Raw genomic sequence first — 18,814 nt, forward strand, 5'->3', positions numbered from 1 at the left:
TTTATTTTCAAATACATCCAAGCATCATTTTTATTTGACACGAATATACTGTAGCAGCTAGCTAAGTTCACTTTCAGGAAGCGAGTTGTTGAAAATGGGTGCTAAATGGATTAAGCTCTCAGTCTTGTATTTATTGATTGTTTTTGCTTTTGGACTGTTTATGCATTATACTGTTCAACTTCAATGGAAAACGACACATGCTCATATTGGTGTGGTAGGTTGGCTGACTACTGGATTCATAGGTTTAATTTATTCGACTTATAAAGATGCTGCGGAAACAGGTCTCGCCAAAGCACAGTTCTGGCTATACAATATTGGCCTACCATTCCTATTAGTTGGCATGATGATGGTCTATCTAGATGTGCCAAGGTGGTTATTTGAGCTATTCGTTTCTGGTGGTGGCATTGCCGTAGCCCTTTCCGTCTTATTATTCTTTATCAATGTCTTGAAATATGTGAAATGAATAAAATACCCTAATTTAATAGAAGTTAGACTATAGATCAAACCTAAAACGTTTGAGCTGCCTATAGTCTTTCTTTTTTCTTTTCCATGAGCGTCTTGAGAGAAAATGACAAAAGCCATCGAGAATGCATTCTCGATGGCTCCTATCTACGGTCTGACCCGCAAGATTTTATTATTTAAATTATTGTAAGGAATTGGCTTGCATTTGATACATCTTTTCATAAATACCGCCAAGCTCAAGCAATTCATCATGTGTGCCATTCTCGACAATTCTCCCTCGATCTAGCACTAGGATTCGATCTGCGTTTTTAATCGTAGAAAGTCGGTGGGCAATAATAAACGTTGTCCGTCCTTTTTTCAGGACATCCATTGCATGCTGAATAATTTCCTCTGTCTCTGTATCAATATTGGATGTTGCTTCATCCAGTATTAAAATAGCAGGATCGAAGGCAAGTGCTCTTGCAAAGGAAATGAGCTGACGTTGTCCTGAAGATAATGTGCTTCCTTTCTCGATTACAGGCTCATCATATCCGTTTGGCAAATTCGCTAAAACACGTTCTCCTCCAACAGCATTCAAAGAATCTTTAATCTTCTCTGGAGAAATGTTTGGATTATTTAAGCTCACATTGGAGGCAATGGTTCCTGTGAATAAATAAGGATCTTGAAGCACAATTCCCATATGCTCCCGCATTGTTTGTCGAGGAACAGATGTAATATCAATGCCATCAATGGAAATCTTACCTTTCGATGGATCATAGAAGCGGAACAATAAATTCATAATCGAACTTTTCCCTGAGCCTGTATGACCAACTAAGGCAATAGTTTCGCCTTGATGTGCCTCGAATGATAGGTTCTTAAGTACATATTCATTATCTTTATAAGCAAATGAAACATCCTCGAAAAGGACATTGCCCTTATATCTTGGTAAACTTTTTTCTGAGACAGGCTCACCATCTGTATCTAGCACCTCAAACACCCGTTTCCCTGCAATAAGGGATCGTTCAAGCTGAGAAAATTGGTTCACGATATTCGTAATAGGATTAAATAGCTTTGTTAAATAATCGACAAACGCATATAATGTCCCCGCTGAAATGATTTCTGTGGCTGTGTATGATTGTGTACCAAAATAGACAATAAAGACAGTAAACATAATAAGCCTTAAAGTATTGACAAGGTTAAAGGAAGTAGCGGAATCAAGAACTAACAGCTTTCGCTCATATGCGTAATGCTCGTTATTCATATCATCAAATTCCTTTGTCATTTGTTGCTCACGTCGGAATGCTTGAATAATTGTCATCCCCTGGATAGATTCATTGATCATGGCATTAATATCAGCAATTTTCGTACGGATAACATCATTATATTTGGAAGCAACTTTTCGATATAAAATCATCCATAAATACACAATAGGAATCATCGTTAAAGCAAGCATTGCCATTTTCCAATTTAAAATAAAGAGTGCTATATAAACGCCAAAAATGGATATGAAACTCGTCACAAAATTGGAGAGTACCTGTACATATAAATTCCGAACCGCCTCTGTATCATTTGTAACACGCGCAACAATTTTGCCAGCTGGTAGATTGTCAAAGTACTGGATCGGTAAAGTTTGTATATGCTCAAAAACATCTTTACGTAATTTTTGAACAACCCGATTTGCACCAATTTGTAAATAAATATACATAAAATAGCGTAATATCGCCGTAGCAATAGCTAATAGTAAATAAACAATTAGCAACCACGTAATCGGTTTGATTTCAATATGACCAATCGTCATGTAATTATCAATAATATGTTTAGCAATAAATGGCCCAACAAGCTCCGTAAAAACGGCGATTGTCAGGAAGAATAAGCCTAGAAAAATAGGCTTTTTAAAATACATTGCATAGCGCATTAAACGTTGACTCGTACTCATGAGGCACCTCCTTCTAGCTGCTGACGGTCAAATTGCTCCTTGTACCATCCTTGTCGTGAAAGAAGTTCCTCATGTGTTCCTTGCTCAACAACTTGCCCATCATCCAACACGATAATAATATCAGCATGTTGAATACCCGATAATCGGTGTGTGGTAATAATCGTTGTTTTTCCATCACGCTCTCGCTGAATATTTTCAATAATTCTTGCCTCTGTCTTCGCATCAACAGCAGACAGTGAATCATCAAGCATTAAAATTTCAGGGTCCTTAATTAGCGCACGAGCAATAGATACACGTTGCTTTTGACCGCCTGAAAGAGATACACCTTTTTCGCCTACAAGCGTTTCAAGACCCATTGGTAGATTTTCTAAATCCTTTTCAAAATATGCAGCCCGTATCGCCTGCTGTAATTCTGCCTGCGTCGCATCTTCTTTCCCGAATAATATATTTTCACGAATGGTACGGGAGAATAACACATGATCTTGTGGAACATAGCCAATCCAATCAAGAATTTGCTCCTTCGTTTGAGCAGTAATATCAATACCGTCAATGGAAAGCTGTCCCTGACCGATTGGATATTCTCGTAATAATTGACGGAGGAAGGTAGTTTTCCCGGCGCCAGTTTTTCCAACAATTCCAAGTGTTTGCCCTTTTTTCAATGACAGTGAAATTTGTTGTAGGTTTTTCACTTGGCTCATAGGATATTGGAAAGTTAAATCATCAAAGCCAATTGCTTTAGGTGTCGCAATCATTTGTGGATTCGGAATATTTCGAACATCCGCCTCGTAGTTTAACGTTTCCTGCACACGATCGAGTGATGCATTCCCTTGTTGCATGACATTGATCAGCTCGCCAATGGCAAATATTGGCCAAACCGCTAATCCTAAATAGACATTAAAGGTTACAAGTTGCCCTACTGTCATGGCCTCTGTCGCTACTAAATGAGCACCATACCCAAGCGCAACAACATAACTGATTCCTGTACCCACTTTAGTAATAGGGCCAAATAAAGCGTTAATTTTAGCTGTATGAATATTTTTTGCATAAACGATTTCACTCATATCCGCAAAATTAGCCTCATCCTTTTTTTCCTGCACATAGGCACGCACTACTCGCACACCTGCTACTGATTCAAGGACACTATCGTTCAATTCCCCAAAAGAATCCTGAGCCTTCATATAACGTTCATGTACAATTTTCCCTAAATATTGAATGAGGATGGCCATAATAGGAACTGGTAGCATGGCAAATAGTGTTAACTTCCAAGAAATCATATAACCCATCGCAAAAATGATAAACCCCATATAAATCGTTGAGTCAATCAACGTCATGATCCCAAACCCAGCAGTAGTGGAAACGGCATTTAAGTCATTTGTTGCCCGAGCCATTAAATCCCCTGTGCGATTTTTTTCATAAAAGGTTGGAGTCATACGTAAAAAATGCTGCATCAAATTTCGACGTAAAATTTTTTCAAGGTTAATAGCCCCTTCAAATAGTCGGAATTGCCACACAAAATTCAGCAGATAGCCCCCAATAATGATCCCGATAAAAATAAACACATACTTTGTTAAAATTGCTGGCGTCATTTCACCTGCTGTCAAAATATCAATAATTGAGCCCAGTAAATATGGAGGAACAACCTCTAACCCACTAGCAATCATCAATAGCACAATCGCGACTGTATATTGTTTCCAATAGCGTTTAAAGAACCAGCCTAATTTACTTAAAACATCAAACATACATAATTACCTTCTTTCTTCCGTGCTGTTGTGGCATTGCTACCCACTTTCTAGAAATTCCTTTTTGAAAATCATTCGACGTACAGTGTTTCGCATAAACATACACTCCTTTTTTGATTTTTACTATAACCTTTTTAGGCACCAAAAAAGACACATACCCCTCAAAAGAGCATGTGTCTCTTATAAAAGGCCGGATGAAATCCATACCTTTTGTGTGCAATCTTAAATAAGCGTTAGGCATGGACAATGTATGTAGCTGTGATTAAATATGATACTGATAAAATTAACATTGTCATGCCCTCCTTTAGTTTATTTGTTATAGTGTTCTTGAAGATTATCACACTATAGAAATAATTGTCAACTATCACACTGTTATTTTTTATCATTTCCGGAAAATAGTTAACGCTTTAAAGCGCTAAAATACAATTTTACACCTATGCTCAAAAGGAAAGCATGTTCGACATTTATTACTTTTAACATTACATCATTTTTTTAAAGCTGACATTAACCTAAAGTCTGAAATGAGCAGCCCCAAAAATGCTGCTACGCGCTCAGCAATTCTTGAAGATAGTTGCATGCCTCTTCCTCTACCTATTTGCCTATATATCATCATCATTATTATTTAGTTATTTAATATTTAGTAGTGTCGGGTTTTCCTTTTCTGGTTTAGCCGTTTTCGGATAAACCGTAAGCGATGTTTTATGATGTATTTACTATCACTTTTTTTAGCTAGAATCTCGACTACACTTTCTCTCAAAACCTGCTGTAAATCTATTTTTATATACTATATTTATATATTATTTTGTTACAACAAAATCGTTCACCCTACTAATAGTACTAGCTATAAACTAGCTAAGTAATTAAATAATAATTAGAGACATATTCGTTCATTTGTTAGCATTGAAAGTTGAAAACTCGATTTAATAAAATTCCCAACATCGAAATATTTCTAAAATTTTCTTCTCGTGATACACTTTTTAATAATAGTCATTTTAGTAAGGGGTCTTTACGTTGAAATCATTTTTCACTGTTGGGATTGGTGGCATTCTTGGAGCCATTTGCCGGTATGGGCTGAGTCTTGCCATTCCAAACTCGGAAGGATTTCCATCCACAACATTATTGATAAATTTACTTGGCTGCTTTTGCCTAGCATGGCTTTTCACTACTTTTACAAAGCGCACACCTATTGTCCTTGGGATTGGCACTGGTTTTTGTGGGGCCTTTACAACCTATTCGACATTTTCCTTAGAGACATTATTACTCGTTCAACAAAATGAGTGGCTCCTAGCAGTTCTCTATGTTGTCATAAGTATTGCTGGTGGTTTATTCTGCGCCTGGCTGGGTATACGACTAGCAAGGGGGCGACTGGCATGATTCTTGTTGGAATTGGAGGATTTTTAGGCGCCATTTCAAGGTTTTATTTAGGTAAATTATTGGCCCATCCTTATCCGTGGGCAACTTTTATCATCAATTGTACAGGTTCCTTTGCACTCGGTCTTGTTTTTGCCCTCCATCTCCATGATTGGTTATGGCAGCTGATCGGCATTGGTTTTTTAGGAGCCTATACGACATTTTCAACTTTTGGATTTGAATCATTACAGCTAATTGAACAGCAAAAATGGGGGCAAGTTATAGGCTATATAGCTAGTACCCTGTTGTTTGGCATACTATTTGCCACTATTGGTTTTATAGCCGTGTAAAAGAGGTGATATGGATGACACAGCTATCCAAAGAGCTACTACTAGAATTGGAACTTGAAATTGAACAAGCACTATATTCCCTAATCGACCTAGAATTAGCAGAAAATTATGCAGCTATGAATAGACAATTTGCTCAATTACTGGCAAAGGTTCAGGCAGCACAGCTAATCGATTATAAGCTTGATGTTCTCGTAGAGCCTCAAGCCTTTGCAACGGAGACTTGTATTCTACTACAAAGCTTAATAGAAGCGAAGGCAAGGCCTAATAAGCGACATAGATTATTAACACATCGGATGATATTAAAAATATGGTTACGTAAAAATCAACGATTCATGAGGGAATTTTTACCTCAAATGTTTTAGGCGTCTCTTAGTTTTATAAGGGTGCCTCTTTTAAATGTATAGGTTCTTTTATTTTCCTATCCACTGTCGAATCAAATACAGTTGTCTATTGTGAATCTTAGCCTTTTTCCTTCTGTCATCATGTGCAGTTGAATGACGTGATTTACCTCAAAACTTGACCCAATGTATTCTTTTGCCCTTGACCTACTGAAAACTGGTCTCATACTACTTTCAACAAAAAAAGAAAAAGTTCGATTTGGTAAACAAATCGTTTACCAATCGAACTTTTAAGGACTTGAAGAACAAACACTTTTTATTGCGGGGTTCTTTCATTATTAAGTGCTATTATTTTATTGCTTCATACGTAAATACCTGTGAACCATCTGTTGGATATTTATTATACTCATAATCTGAAGAAATTGTTACATCCTTAAATCCAATATCTTGTAAAATCCCTCTAAACTCTTCTACTCCATACCACTTTAACGGGAAGATCTCTAACTCAGTATCAATTAGTTTAGTGTTTTCCCATTTCTGATATTTATTGTGAGTAATCGTAAATTGATTAATGTAATCCACATCTACCAATACTTCTTCCAATGTTATAGAGTCACCGTCTTGATTCTTAAATACTCTAGTTGAAACATACCCCTTCTCAAACGAATCAGGAAGGAAAGTGTCTACTATTAAACGGCCTCCATCCTCTAAATGATCATAAAAACACTTTAAGGCTTTTAAAGAATCTTCTCTTTGATGTAATAATAGGAATGAACCAGTCGGAATAATAATCGCCTCATATTTTTGTTCCAAAGAAAAATTGCACATATTTAATGAATATAGATTTGGTGTAAGCTCACTTTCTGCACAATTTTTTTTGCATAATTGTAACATGTCATCAGAAAGATCAAAACCTTCAATATTTAGTCCTTTATGCAATAAAGGTATTAGGATACGACCATTACCAACGGCAGGCTCTAATATCTTTCCCTTTACACCTTCTAACCTTTTTGAATAATACTCTACATCTCCAAATGATTTACCAATATATTTATCTATATCATATAATTCTGTAGATAAACTACCATAAAAGCTTACCATCACGATTCCCCTATCTAACATTTATTTGTTTTCTGTGCTTGTAATATTTTCTTTTGTTTTAACACATCTCTATTTTCTCTTTTATCCTTTAATGTCTCCGCTCCCTCTTCTTTATATCTTTCTCTTAATTTATATCGTCGAAGATTTGTAGGAACTAAGCTTTTCGAAGGTTCAGTCTCTAAAAGCTTTGAAACGCCTGTTGAGTCATATGATTTTAAATCATAAACCTCAGAAAAATAACTATCGGCTGTACCTGATTCATAGTGCTTTATCTCTGGATAAGAAGAAATAACGCCTTCATAATTTCTTAAAACTACTTTCTCAGGACTCTGGGAAATTATATAATTTGGCTGTAACGCTATCTTCCCACCTCCGTTTGGTGCATCTACCACGAATGTTGGCACAGCATAACCAGAAGTATGTCCTCTTAAAGATTCAATTATTTCCAATCCTTTAGAAATAGGTGCTCTAAAATGGCTAATCCCCTCAGACAGGTCACACTGATAAATATAATATGGTCTAACTCGGATTTTCACTAAATCATGCACTAATTTTTTCATTATTGGCACACTATCATTTATCCCTGTCAGTATAACAGACTGATTCCCCACTGGAACCCCCGCATTGACTAACTTCTCGCAGGCTTCTTTCGCCTCATCAGTTAACTCGATCGACGTATTAAAGTGTGTATTTAGCCATACAGGATGATATTTTTTTAGAATCGAACACAACTCAGTCGTTATTCTTTGAGGAAATACGACTGGTGCTCTAGTACCAATTCGAATTATTTCAACATGCGGTATATCTCTTAAACTGCTTAAAATATATTCAAGAATTTTATCGTTAATTAATAAGGCATCTCCGCCAGACAATAAAACGTCTCTAATTTCTTCATTATTCCTAATGTAATCAATAGCTCTATCAAGCTGCTTTTTAGGTACTGCCATTCCCACCTGTCCAGAAAATCTTCTTCTTGTACAATATCGACAATACATGGAGCATTGGTTGGTAACTAGGAACAATACTCTATCAGGATACCTGTGAGTTATACCTGGTACAGGGGAATCTTCATCTTCATCCAATGGATCCTCTAGATCATAGTGACTCTTCATAATTTCAGCAGATAATGGCACTGACTGCATACGTATTGGACATCGTACATCATCAGGATTCATTAAAGATGCATAATAAGGAGTTATATTTAAAGGAATCGTTTGTAGAGAAATTTTGACTCCTTCTTCTTCTTCCTCAGTTAAGTTTACAACTTTCTTTAAATCATCTAAAGTTTTAATAGTGTTCGTTAATTGCCAATGCCAATCATCCCATTGCTCTTTGGTAATATCTTTCCAAAGTTCAATTTCCCTATAATGTCTTCTTTCCCCTGGTTTAAGTTTAGTTTGCATGAATCACCCCTCCTTTGATGTTGGTATAAATATTCATGAGTTCCTGTCTCAATTCTTGAGCAGGCTCCTCACTCTCATTCAAGTAAAAATGACCACCATTAAAATACTTACACTTATAGTCATTGAGCGCCATTTTCTCCCACAGTTTAACTTCCCCATCAGGAACTGCTGAATCTTGTGTACCTAACCAAAGTTCCATTGGATAGTTGACCAATGCTTTATCATCGAATTTAAATGTATCGAGCAAATGAAAATCTCTGCCTGTAACATCCACTATTGAATTGAATAGCCTCGAATCAGACTCAAGCTCATTTGGCACTCCACCTAGCCTTCTAATATCTGCTATAATACTTTCCCTCGTTCGCCTCGTAAACGGAGCTTCAGGATGCGTCGCATGATTAGCTACAGTTATGGGGGACCTAGCAGCTGAAATAATTAATTTTTTAATATATTGACTTTTCTCATCCAATAAACTTGATAAAGCATAGACAAATAGTCCTCCCAAACTATGACCAAATAAAACGGCTGGGCGATCAATATAATGAAATACTGTTTTAAATAGATATTCTTTTGCCTCACAAAATGTTGATAGGAAAGGTAAATCATTTGTCATTCCTCTACCAGGTAATTCAAACAAACATACTTCTACATCTTCAGATAAATCTCTCACTAAAGGAACCATTGAAAGTGCTGAACCTCCAGCATGATGAAAACATAGCAATTTTAATTTTGCATGTGGATTTGGGTTATATACTAAATAGCCTTTTTCTTGTTTCATCTTCACAATCTATGACCACCTATTATTTTCATAGCTTCCTCTACTGTAAGCTCGCCTTGTTTCACTTTTTCAAGTACTTCAATTTTGCTGTAAGATGGTATAGTACTTTCTGCAATAGGCTCTGCCTCTTTTCTAGCCGTAATTTCTTCTACAAACCGATTGATAGTTGGATATCGGAAAAGATCACCCACTACAAACTCATAAGAAGGTAACACTTTTCGAAGTAAGTTATATAATTTCAGTACAATTAAAGAGTGGCCACCTTGATCGAATAGACTCCGATTCAACTGTACTTTCTTTCCTAAAACTACTTCCCATGTCTCTCTTACCATATCAACCATATCGCCTGACATTGAGATAGTCGACGTAGCGGTTAATTGATTCAGTAATTCTTCAGCTTGTTTCCTTAGCGACACTCTATCAATCTTGCCATTCGTATTGCGAGGTAGCTTTTCTAATGGAACGATTACATTCGGAATCGCAAAATCCGGAAGTATCTTAGAAATCCTACTATTAATGGTCTCAATACTTTGGTCTGTCCCACTAACAAAGGCAATTAAAGTATTTTCACCGTTATTACTTGGAAGACAGCTAACAAAGCATTCCATGCCAGGTTGAAGTGATAATAACGCGTTCTCTACTTCACCTAATTCTAATCGATAGCCTCGAATTTTTACTTGCTGATCACTGCGTCCATAAAATTCAATCACTCCATTAGCATTTAATCTTACTAAATCACCAGTCCGGAAGTAGCTAACACCATCCAGAGTATAACAAGTGGAGGTAACGAAACCATCCTCGGTTACATAGCCTTTTGTTACTTGTTTCCCTCCAATGTGTAGTTCGCCTATCATGCCAGGGGCTACAGAATTACCTAATTTATCAACAATTCTCAGCATGGTTCCCGGTAATGGTTTACCTATTGGGCAAAGTCCTGATTTAGAACTATCCTGATTGTTATTACACTTATAAACTAGAGACTCAATTGTACATTCACTTAGACCATAGCCATTATAAAAATTGATACCTTCCCAAAGCATGTCACATATTTCATTCTTTTCTTCAAGTCTGAACGTATCAGCACCTACTACGATTGTTTTTAAATCTTTTAAGACCCTATTTTCTTCATTTAAAAAGTGGATAAATTCCCTTACTAAAACAGGGGTTGACTCTAAAAATGAAATATTATATTTAGCTGCCATTTCTGCTAAATAGGCCATATCAATTCTTTTTTCTTCCTCGCAAATAAACAAATATCCATTCGTTGACCATGCCTTCAGCAAATCACCTAAAAAAACATCCGATGTCCAGCTCCCTAGTTGAAGAACATACTGTTCACTATCAAGGTGATAAAATTGTTTCCAGCTTTGTATGATTTGTAACAACCCTTCTGCTTTTAATGAAACGATTTTAGGTTCTCCTGTACTACCAGAAGTAGAAATATAATATGCCACATCTCCCGGGTTAAACTTGTAGGCCTCACTTATTATTTCTTTCTCATCCGTACTACGTTCAATAATAGCTGGAATGTTATCTAGGAATAATAATGTTTTTGGCTGCAATATCTCTAATGTACGTTTAGTTCTTGCTTCAGGTATACTCGTATCAATAGCACACCATGCAGCGCCTATTGTCCAAGCAGCAAAAATACCGATTGCTGTTTCAATACCTTTTTTCCCTACCAATGCAACAGTATCCCCACTCTGTACTCCTTCTTTGAGTAGTTCATTAGCCACAATATTGATATATCTTTTCACATCTTGATAGCTTAAATTTCTTTGATCATCTGAAATGGCTAAAGAATCTTCCCTGTAGTCTCCTAAAATAGAGTGAATCGAAAAGTTTTCAGACGTTGCAGAAACATCTGTCGTTAAAACATTTTTTAAATATAGCTCTTCGATTTGTGTTAAGTTAATATTTTTAACCAACATATTATTATAGTTATCTATATTTTCAAATATATACTCAAGAGAATCTAGAAGTCTCAGAAGCTCTGTTTGCTCATAACGTTGTTGATCCCAACCTAATCGTAAGCATATGGAGCCTTGTGTAATATCAAATGTTACTGATAAAGGATCAGAGCTTGTTCCATACTGGTGAACCAAATCACCATTCTTTTTATTAGTTAAGTTTCCCTTGAAATTTTGGAAAATGACAGAGGTTTTAAAGATTTCTGTATTTCCAGATACACCACCAAACTGTAATAATTTAGAATACGGAATTCCGCTATTTTCAGAAACATCTTGCAGATGATCCATTGTCTGGAGGCATACTTCTTTTAATGTTAGTTCATCTTCTATACCTATTTTGACTGGTAATGTGTTTATGAGCATCCCGTTCATATCACTCGACTCTAGTAATTGATACGGCCTTAATGCAAAAGTCGAACCTACGTATAGATTATTCGTATGTTGATATCGATTAATCAACACGCCCCATATTGTTAAAGCGACGCTTGAAGTAGTCACTCTGTTCTTTATGCTATAGGCATGAAGATTTTCTGCCGCTCTCTTACTTAACTCTTTATCCAAATACTTAAATAATGGTTTTTGACCCATATGTTGTGATTTTTCTATCGCTAATGTTTCTGCTTCAGCTAAATCACTTAACACATTTCCCCAATATTTTTCCAGCCCTTTTTGATACATTGGATCATTAATATAATGTAAATATGGTTCGATATCTGGACGAATTGCTAATGAAGTGACATCCTTATTTAACAGCTTAAAGAAATCCTCAAGTGTCTGAGCAATTGACCAACCATCCATAATAATATGATGATGCACCCATACTAATAGGTTTTTAGAAGGTTTCCAGTTTTGAATAAGGTAAAATTGTTGTGTCTTATTTAGCAACGTTCGCTGTAGCCTACCAATCTCACTTTTAAACCAATTCTCTATATTCATAAATTCATCTTGAATCCATAAATAATTAACCTCTAATACATTAATTTCTTCTACATTGCTTTGAATAATTTGGATTGGTTCTATCTCTTGCTCCCACTCAAATTTTGTTCTTAATGCTGGATTAGCTCTGGCAGTATTTAACCAAGCTTCTTGAATCTCTTTGAATGTAAATGAGTTAGGAATTTCATAAGACAAAATTTGCCAATAAGCTTCTGACGCTGGGTCTTTTAATGTTTCCATTAACATAACTAATTGCAATGGTGTTAACGGGAGTTTTTTTTCATTTTGTACCATTCTACGCTAACCTCCTTCCACATTATTTAAGTATGAGAGACATCTCTGATACCGTAGGGTGCTTCAAAAAGTCTTTCGGAGTAATATCAATACCATTGGTACGCAATTTAGATACTATTTGAAGTGATTTAATGGAATCTCCACCGATTTCAAAAAAGTTATCATCGATACCTATTTCGTTAACCTTTAGCACTTCAGCCCAAACCTCTACAATTGATTTTTCCAGTTCAGTCGTTGGCTCCCTAAATGTATTTTGAGCACCGTCTGCAAGGTATTGTGAAGCTTCTAAGCTAAGTAGTTTTCTGTCTCTTTTTCCGCTAGATGTTAATGGTAATTTTTCTAACTCAACGAACATCGATGGGATATACGTTACTGGTAAGTCTTTAGACACTGCTTTTTTCAAATCATCTCTACTTAGACTATCTTTCACATTTAAAGTGTAGAAGCAGACTAAGCATGGTTTGTTATTTTGATCATGCCCTAATACGACTGCTGTATCGTTAACTTGTGGTTGCTGTATAACACAAGCTTCAATTTCTTCTATCTCAATCCTTACACCGTTTACCTTAACTTGTGAATCTTTTCTTCCTAGAAAATCTATACTGCCATTCGCTGAAATTTTTACCAAATCGCCAGACTTGTAAAAGGTTTTTCCATTTCGCTTTACAAAAACTTTGTTCGTTTCGATTTCATTCTTGAAATAACCTTTTGCTAAAGAAGGTCCTCCAATCATTAATTCACCTGGAAAACCTTTTGGAACTGGTAGCCCGGCTTCATCGACCACTTCCATTTCTACATACGGTAATGGAAAACCAATATTATAATGATCTTTTGTTACCTGTTGAACAGTAACTTCAATTCCCGCCTCAGTTGGACCATATAAATTGAATGCTTCGACTTGTGGTAACAACTCATTTATTTTTTTAGCTAATGGACCTGGTAGTGCTTCCCCACTTAAATGAAGATACTTTAATGGCAATTTGTAATCTTTTTGAGAGTCCATTTCATTAAGCATTAATTGCAACACAGAAGGGACAAAATGACACAAATCAATTGACTCATTACAAATAAATTTCAATAAACCTAAAGGATCACGATGCAAGTCTTTAGGAGCAACAATTAACGTAGCACCCGTACAAAGGGTATAAAATATTTCCCAAACAGATACATCAAATGTATATGGCGTTTTAAACAATGTTTTATTACCAGGTTTAAGTTTATTTTGGTTTTTTTGCCATTCTATACGTAAAGAAGCCCCTAAATGTGGACATACTACACCCTTCGGCTCACCCGTCGAGCCAGAAGTAAACATAAGATATGCTGGATCATCGACAGAGACAGGTCCCATTGCTTTTACATTATTTTTAACTATATTTTTTTCTAGAGTATTTACAACTTCCCATTCTCCATATGGTATTTCATCTATTGTATTTACCATTAAAACCTTTGGATTTAATCGCTCTAATAATTTCTGTGTTCTTGCTATAGGATGCTCCGTATCTAAAGGAACATATACTGCGCCTGCTTTTAGAGCACCTAGTATTACTGCAATGGCATCTATTCCTCTGTCCATATACATAGGCACGTAATCGCCTTTTTCAATACCCATTGATAGCAGTAATGAAGAATATTTTTCTGCTTCTTGATTGAGTTGTTCATATGTTAATGCTCTATCCAGCTCTTGAATGGCAATATAATCCTTATATTTTTTCGCTGCCTCTTCAAATTGACAGTGGAGTGGCTTAGCCTTTTGTAATAGTTTCCCATTATCATTGGAGGATATAATAGAACCTTTAGTAAATGCAGTACCCCATAATTGATCTGGTTCATTAATTAATGAGGCTAGTAAACTCAAATAATTCTTCGCCAGCAATTGAATCTCTACTTCAGTAAAATGGGCAAATGAATATTCTATATGTCCTTTTACTTCTCCATTTTCTACATTGAAGAAACAACTTAAAGGAAATCTTGATCCACCAGTATCTTGCTCGATAAAGCTTGTGTTGATATTCTTTAAATCCATTTCAAGATTCACTTTAAGACTGAATGTATTATTTACTACATCAAGATACTCTCTTTTATCAATGTTAGCCGCAATATCAACAATTGAGAAATCTCCATGAGCAATATTTTCATGAACAGTGTTACTAATTTCAAGCAGGAGCTCTTTAAAAGAGGCCTTTTTATTTAAGGAAAGCGTTAAAGGAACTAAATTAACAAACATTCCAACATCATTTAAATTTTCATTAGTTCTGCCATGATAAGGAATTCCTATCGTTATTGTATCTTGCATGCAATATTTTGCTAAATTTAGTGCCCAAGCAGTTAGTAATATTGTAAACTGACTCAATTTCATTTCCTGTGAAAATTGATCAATTTTTTTACCTAGCTCTCTATGGCTTTCAATCTCTAAAATCTTTCCAATTCTTATATATTCTTCGGATTTCTCTTGAATAGGTAGTTGGGCAAGTTTAAATGCCTTAGATTGCTCAAACCAAAAATCCTTCAAATTTTGATCCTCTGATTTATTAGCCAATTTATTGATGTTATTATATAGATTTTCAGAACTACTTGATTTTATGTCATCTATAGTAATTTCCTCATTATAAACTTTAGCTATATTTTGCAGTATATTTTTTAAAGATAAGCCATCACATACAATATGATGAGATACAAGTACAAAAACAGCTCCTGCATTCTCTGTATGAATGATTGCCCCTCTAAACAATAAATCGCTCTCTAACTGGAAAGGCTGATTATAAATTGTCTTTGCAAGAGTGTGCGCCTCCTCCATATTTTTCACCTGTAGGATTTGTATGTGATGATCTACATGCTCTCCTATTTCATCTATATTTCTAATTTTTTGTTCAATTCCATAGGAAGTATTTTCTCTAAAATTCACAAAAAAGGCGGCATTTTTCTTTATGATATTGACAAAGGCGCTATAAAACTTATGTTCATCAAAAAGACCGTTAATCTGAAAAGTAGCGCCTACATTATAAAATGGATTTCCTTCATTTGTTTTCCACAAATACCAAAGACCTTTCTGCATACTCGTTGCAGGAAACCACTCGTTTTGATCAAACATAGTAGGTTCATTATTTGATGATAAGGCTGGTAAAGTAGAAAGAATATCCAATAAATTACAAGGTTTTCTCTGCTGCTGTACTTGCCATGGTAAACAATCAACATTAAACGCTTTTGAAACGTTCATAGCAATTTGTGCTGCGTCTAAGGAATTTCCTCCAACTTCAAATAAATCTGTTTGTGATGAGCATTTTAAGTTTAAGGTAGAAGAAAAAATATCAATAATCTTTTGCAAAGATTCACTTATATTCGTTGAAGATTCAAGTAATTGTTTACTATTAAAATATTCTATATGCTGTTTGTTCAACAATTCACGATCTATTTTACCGTTTCTAGTCAACGGTAAATGTTGATGAAAAATAAGTTGAACGGGTATCATATTTTTAGGCAGCTTCTCTTTCAAATAGCTAAATAGTTCAAGTTCTGAAATCGAGGATTCCTCTTCTAATACAATGGATGCTGTCAATAGCGTATTTGAAGCTATATGTAATGGTAGTGCTATAGCTTGACTTACTCTATTATGTTTTTGAAGAGTACTCTCAATATCCCCTAATTCAATTCTCACTCCATTAATGCTTAATTGAAAATCTTCTCTACCATGGAAATTAAAATTTCCTTGAATATCTCTACTTACAACATCTCCGGTGTTGTAGGCTCTTACATTTTCACCGTCAATTTCTAACTGTTTAAATTTTTCATTTGTCTCATGCGGCAAATTAATATACTCTCGTGCTAATCCATCACCAGATATCCACAGTGTTCCTTTTCTATCTATCTCATGAATGATTTGTAAATTTCGATCTAAAATAAAACACTTTACATAAGGTAAAGCGGAACCAATATGAGGTAGCTTTTTCACCTTGCCATCTGCTCTCTCTACAATCCCAGAAGTACTTACAACAGTCCCTTCACTTGGTCCATAATTGTTTACCACATGAAAAGGTAAATCTTTTGAAGGGTATTTTGTTAGTTTATCTCCCCCTACTAAAAGATATTTTAAAGCTACGTGACTATTATCCCAGTCCAGTTCCATTAGTCGCTCAGCAATAGGGGTAGATACAAATGAATGCGTTACTTGGTGCTTTATCCACGTATTTTTTAGAAGCTCTGGATTAAGTCTTTCATCTAATGTCGTCATATATATAGACGCTCTTGAAGCTATTGCACCCCAAATCTCCCAAATGGAAGCGTCAAATCCAGGTGAAGAGGTTAAAGATACTATTGAATCTTTGGTCACATCAAACGTTTTTGTATGCCAATCGATTAAGCGATTTAAAGAATTCCATTCAACGACTACACCCTTAGGTTTGCCTGTAGTACCTGATGTAAAAACTATATAAGCAGCTGATTTCAAAGAAAAATGAATATTTATGTTAATTTCCTTATGATCCAGATTAAAATGCTGAAGAACATCATCAAGCTTAAAAATGATCTGATCTTGAAAAGCATTTGCCTCATAAATATCTGGATGCGTAATGATGATGCTAGGTTTGATATCGTCAATGATGTTGTCGATTCTGTCCCTTGGTGTTTCTGGATCAATACAAACAATAACCCCACCAGCAATAAATGTTGATAAATGTGCAACAAGAAGAGCAGGTGACCTCCTAAGAACAATTAAAACCTTTTGTTCACAGCCCGGTATAATCCCATTTTCTTGCATAGCGGTTGCTAACTTAAACGATTTATGAGTCAATTGTTTTAAACTGTATTTTTTTTGATTGAACCATAAGCTTTGTCCATCATAGTAATCGATTTCTTCACTAAAAAAACTTTCATAGAAATTTGACATTCTATTACCCCAATCTAACAAATTATTTAAAACTATTAATTTTTAGATATTTAGAATATAAATTCGGATTTGCGATTGATAATTTTAAAATTTCCAATGTTTCATTTTTATGAAATCCTTTATGCGTTAAAATAGAGAAAAATTGTTGAGATAAACTTGCCACTCTATGAGAATCTACTGTAATCTGTTTGCTCTCTTTCATCTCTTTCAATTCCTGTTTAATAAGCTGATAAGGAGAATGGATTTCTCTTTCAAAGTCTTGCTTATCGATTTTCGCTTTAAAAGGTGTTCCAATAATAACTCTTAAACAGGCTTGTAAAAAGTGGATAGTCTCTTCTACTTTTAACATATTCTCATTAAGATTATTTAAAATAGAATGGATGCCATTTTTCTCGTTAACCGGTATCGCTCGATAATCAGGATATTCCATCTTTATAATATCCGTTAGAATTGTTTTAGGACCCATCTCAATAAATGTGTCAACATCTTTATTAATGAGAACGTCCATAACTTTTGGCCATCTAACACTTTCGGTAAGTTGTTTACTTAATTGATCTGCTATTTCGTCAGCCTTACTGTATAGTTGACCTGTAGCGCAGGAAAATATAGGATATTGACAATCATTCATCTGTGTTTGTTGTAGAGCTGCTTGAAATCTTATTTCTGCAGGCTTCATGAGCCTACTATGAGCAGGAACACTAACAGGTAGTATCTTTGTAACGGCTCCCTTTTTCTGTAACTCAATGGATGCCAGCTCCAATGCGTTTTTATGACCACTTAGCACAATTTGATTTGTCGAATTAAAGTTTGCAACAGTTACATGATTATCGTCCGTATCTAATCTTCGACATACTTCCTCTACTTCTTCTCCACTAAGTCCAAAGCAAACAACCATACCGCCTTCTTGAGTACATTCACTCATAGCAGTTGCACGAAGCTTTACTAATTCAACGGACTTTGCAAAAGGGATACCGTCGGCAGCAACTACTGCCGACAGTTCACCTAGACTATGTCCAGTTAAATAGAGTTGTTTTACATCGTTATTCTTTTTAAATATCTCCCAGCAGGCAATACTATAAACTAGAATTGCAGGCTGAACTATGACCGTATTACGAAGCTCTCCATTTTTGTTTTCACATGCTTTCAATAAATCGTAGCCCAAAATATCGCTAGCCTCATTATACAAATCGCGAGCTATTTGGTAATTCTCGCATAATTCTTGTCCCATAGAATCATATTGTGAACCTTGACCTGGAAATACAATTGCAGTGTTCAAACGATATCCCTCCAAATGTTAAT

The 18,814-nt window shown here is 35.4% G+C and carries 12 protein-coding genes; 4 read left to right on the forward strand and 8 right to left on the reverse strand.

Translation table 11 applies throughout. The features are described 5' to 3' along the window. Positions 1–94: 94 nt before the first annotated feature. The gene (locus A2J09_RS09165) at positions 95–463 is read left to right on the forward strand and encodes a hypothetical protein (RefSeq protein WP_012294859.1); all 369 of its coding nucleotides are present in this window, start codon (positions 95–97) and stop codon (positions 461–463) included. A gap of 180 nt (positions 464–643) precedes the next feature. On the opposite strand, the gene A2J09_RS09170 is transcribed toward A2J09_RS09165, so the two are convergent. Both A2J09_RS09170 and A2J09_RS09175 read right to left on the reverse strand, forming a co-directional pair. Next, positions 644–2,377: an ABC transporter ATP-binding protein gene (locus tag A2J09_RS09170; RefSeq protein WP_012294860.1), complete on the reverse strand. Its 1,734-nt coding sequence runs from the start codon at positions 2,375–2,377 to the stop codon at positions 644–646. Continuing rightward, the gene (locus tag A2J09_RS09175; protein WP_031417076.1) at positions 2,374–4,116 is read right to left on the reverse strand and encodes an ABC transporter ATP-binding protein; all 1,743 of its coding nucleotides are present in this window, start codon (positions 4,114–4,116) and stop codon (positions 2,374–2,376) included. The genes A2J09_RS09170 and A2J09_RS09175 overlap by 4 nt, the downstream gene beginning before the upstream one ends. A 1,011-nt stretch (positions 4,117–5,127) precedes the next feature. On the opposite strand from A2J09_RS09175, the gene crcB reads away from it, so the two are divergent. The 3 genes from crcB to A2J09_RS09190 are packed head-to-tail and all read left to right on the forward strand — an operon-like array spanning position 5,128 to position 6,178. Beyond that, complete coding sequence (gene crcB, locus A2J09_RS09180; protein ID WP_036161984.1) at positions 5,128–5,490, forward strand: fluoride efflux transporter CrcB; 363 nt, start codon at positions 5,128–5,130, stop codon at positions 5,488–5,490. Then, the gene (locus tag A2J09_RS09185) at positions 5,487–5,816 is read left to right on the forward strand and encodes a fluoride efflux transporter FluC (RefSeq protein ID WP_012294862.1); all 330 of its coding nucleotides are present in this window, start codon (positions 5,487–5,489) and stop codon (positions 5,814–5,816) included. Before crcB ends, A2J09_RS09185 begins: the two co-directional genes overlap by 4 nt. 14 nt (positions 5,817–5,830) lie before the next feature. Beyond that, positions 5,831–6,178 (forward strand): hypothetical protein, encoded by a 348-nt coding sequence (locus A2J09_RS09190; protein WP_012294863.1) that lies wholly within the window; start codon positions 5,831–5,833, stop codon positions 6,176–6,178. A 324-nt stretch (positions 6,179–6,502) separates the two neighbouring features. Here A2J09_RS09190 and A2J09_RS09195 read toward each other — a convergent pair whose 3' ends face one another. Genes A2J09_RS09195 through fabD form a run of 6 tightly spaced genes read right to left on the reverse strand, consistent with a single transcriptional unit; the run spans position 6,503 to position 18,791 of the window. After that, a complete protein-coding gene (locus A2J09_RS09195; RefSeq protein WP_031416151.1) occupies positions 6,503–7,255 on the reverse strand; it encodes a class I SAM-dependent methyltransferase in 753 nt (250 codons plus the stop codon). 14 nt (positions 7,256–7,269) lie between these two features. Next, positions 7,270–8,658 carry a lysine 2,3-aminomutase gene (gene ablA / locus A2J09_RS09200; protein ID WP_012294865.1) on the reverse strand — a complete coding sequence of 463 codons (1,389 nt, stop codon included), beginning with the start codon at positions 8,656–8,658 and terminating at the stop codon, positions 7,270–7,272. Then, complete coding sequence (locus A2J09_RS09205) at positions 8,648–9,436, reverse strand: thioesterase II family protein (protein WP_012294866.1); 789 nt, start codon at positions 9,434–9,436, stop codon at positions 8,648–8,650. Before A2J09_RS09205 ends, ablA begins: the two co-directional genes overlap by 11 nt. A 2-nt stretch (positions 9,437–9,438) precedes the next feature. Beyond that, the gene (locus A2J09_RS09210) at positions 9,439–12,636 is read right to left on the reverse strand and encodes a condensation domain-containing protein (protein ID WP_036161987.1); all 3,198 of its coding nucleotides are present in this window, start codon (positions 12,634–12,636) and stop codon (positions 9,439–9,441) included. 22 nt (positions 12,637–12,658) lie between these two features. Beyond that, positions 12,659–17,515: a non-ribosomal peptide synthetase gene (locus A2J09_RS09215; RefSeq protein ID WP_036161990.1), complete on the reverse strand. Its 4,857-nt coding sequence runs from the start codon at positions 17,513–17,515 to the stop codon at positions 12,659–12,661. A gap of 22 nt (positions 17,516–17,537) precedes the next feature. Then, complete coding sequence (gene fabD, locus A2J09_RS09220; protein ID WP_051563268.1) at positions 17,538–18,791, reverse strand: ACP S-malonyltransferase; 1,254 nt, start codon at positions 18,789–18,791, stop codon at positions 17,538–17,540. Positions 18,792–18,814: the final 23 nt, after the last annotated feature.

It is taken from the genome of Lysinibacillus sphaericus, assembly GCF_001629735.1.
In the GTDB taxonomy this organism is placed as follows: domain Bacteria; phylum Bacillota; class Bacilli; order Bacillales_A; family Planococcaceae; genus Lysinibacillus; species Lysinibacillus pinottii.

Bases quoted from the DNA above. Each gene is read 5' to 3' on its own strand.
- ablA (WP_012294865.1), bottom strand. From the start codon at position 8,658: ATGCAAACTAAACTTAAACCAGGGGAAAGAAGACATTATAGGGAAATT.
- A2J09_RS09215 (WP_036161990.1), bottom strand. From the start codon at position 17,515: ATGTCAAATTTCTATGAAAGTTTTTTTAGTGAAGAAATCGATTACTAT.
- A2J09_RS09165 (WP_012294859.1), top strand. From the start codon at position 95: ATGGGTGCTAAATGGATTAAGCTCTCAGTCTTGTATTTATTGATTGTT.
- A2J09_RS09205 (WP_012294866.1), bottom strand. From the start codon at position 9,436: ATGAAACAAGAAAAAGGCTATTTAGTATATAACCCAAATCCACATGCA.
- A2J09_RS09195 (WP_031416151.1), bottom strand. From the start codon at position 7,255: ATGGTAAGCTTTTATGGTAGTTTATCTACAGAATTATATGATATAGAT.
- A2J09_RS09170 (WP_012294860.1), bottom strand. From the start codon at position 2,377: ATGAGTACGAGTCAACGTTTAATGCGCTATGCAATGTATTTTAAAAAG.
- A2J09_RS09190 (WP_012294863.1), top strand. From the start codon at position 5,831: ATGACACAGCTATCCAAAGAGCTACTACTAGAATTGGAACTTGAAATT.
- A2J09_RS09185 (WP_012294862.1), top strand. From the start codon at position 5,487: ATGATTCTTGTTGGAATTGGAGGATTTTTAGGCGCCATTTCAAGGTTT.
- A2J09_RS09175 (WP_031417076.1), bottom strand. From the start codon at position 4,116: ATGTTTGATGTTTTAAGTAAATTAGGCTGGTTCTTTAAACGCTATTGG.
- A2J09_RS09210 (WP_036161987.1), bottom strand. From the start codon at position 12,636: ATGGTACAAAATGAAAAAAAACTCCCGTTAACACCATTGCAATTAGTT.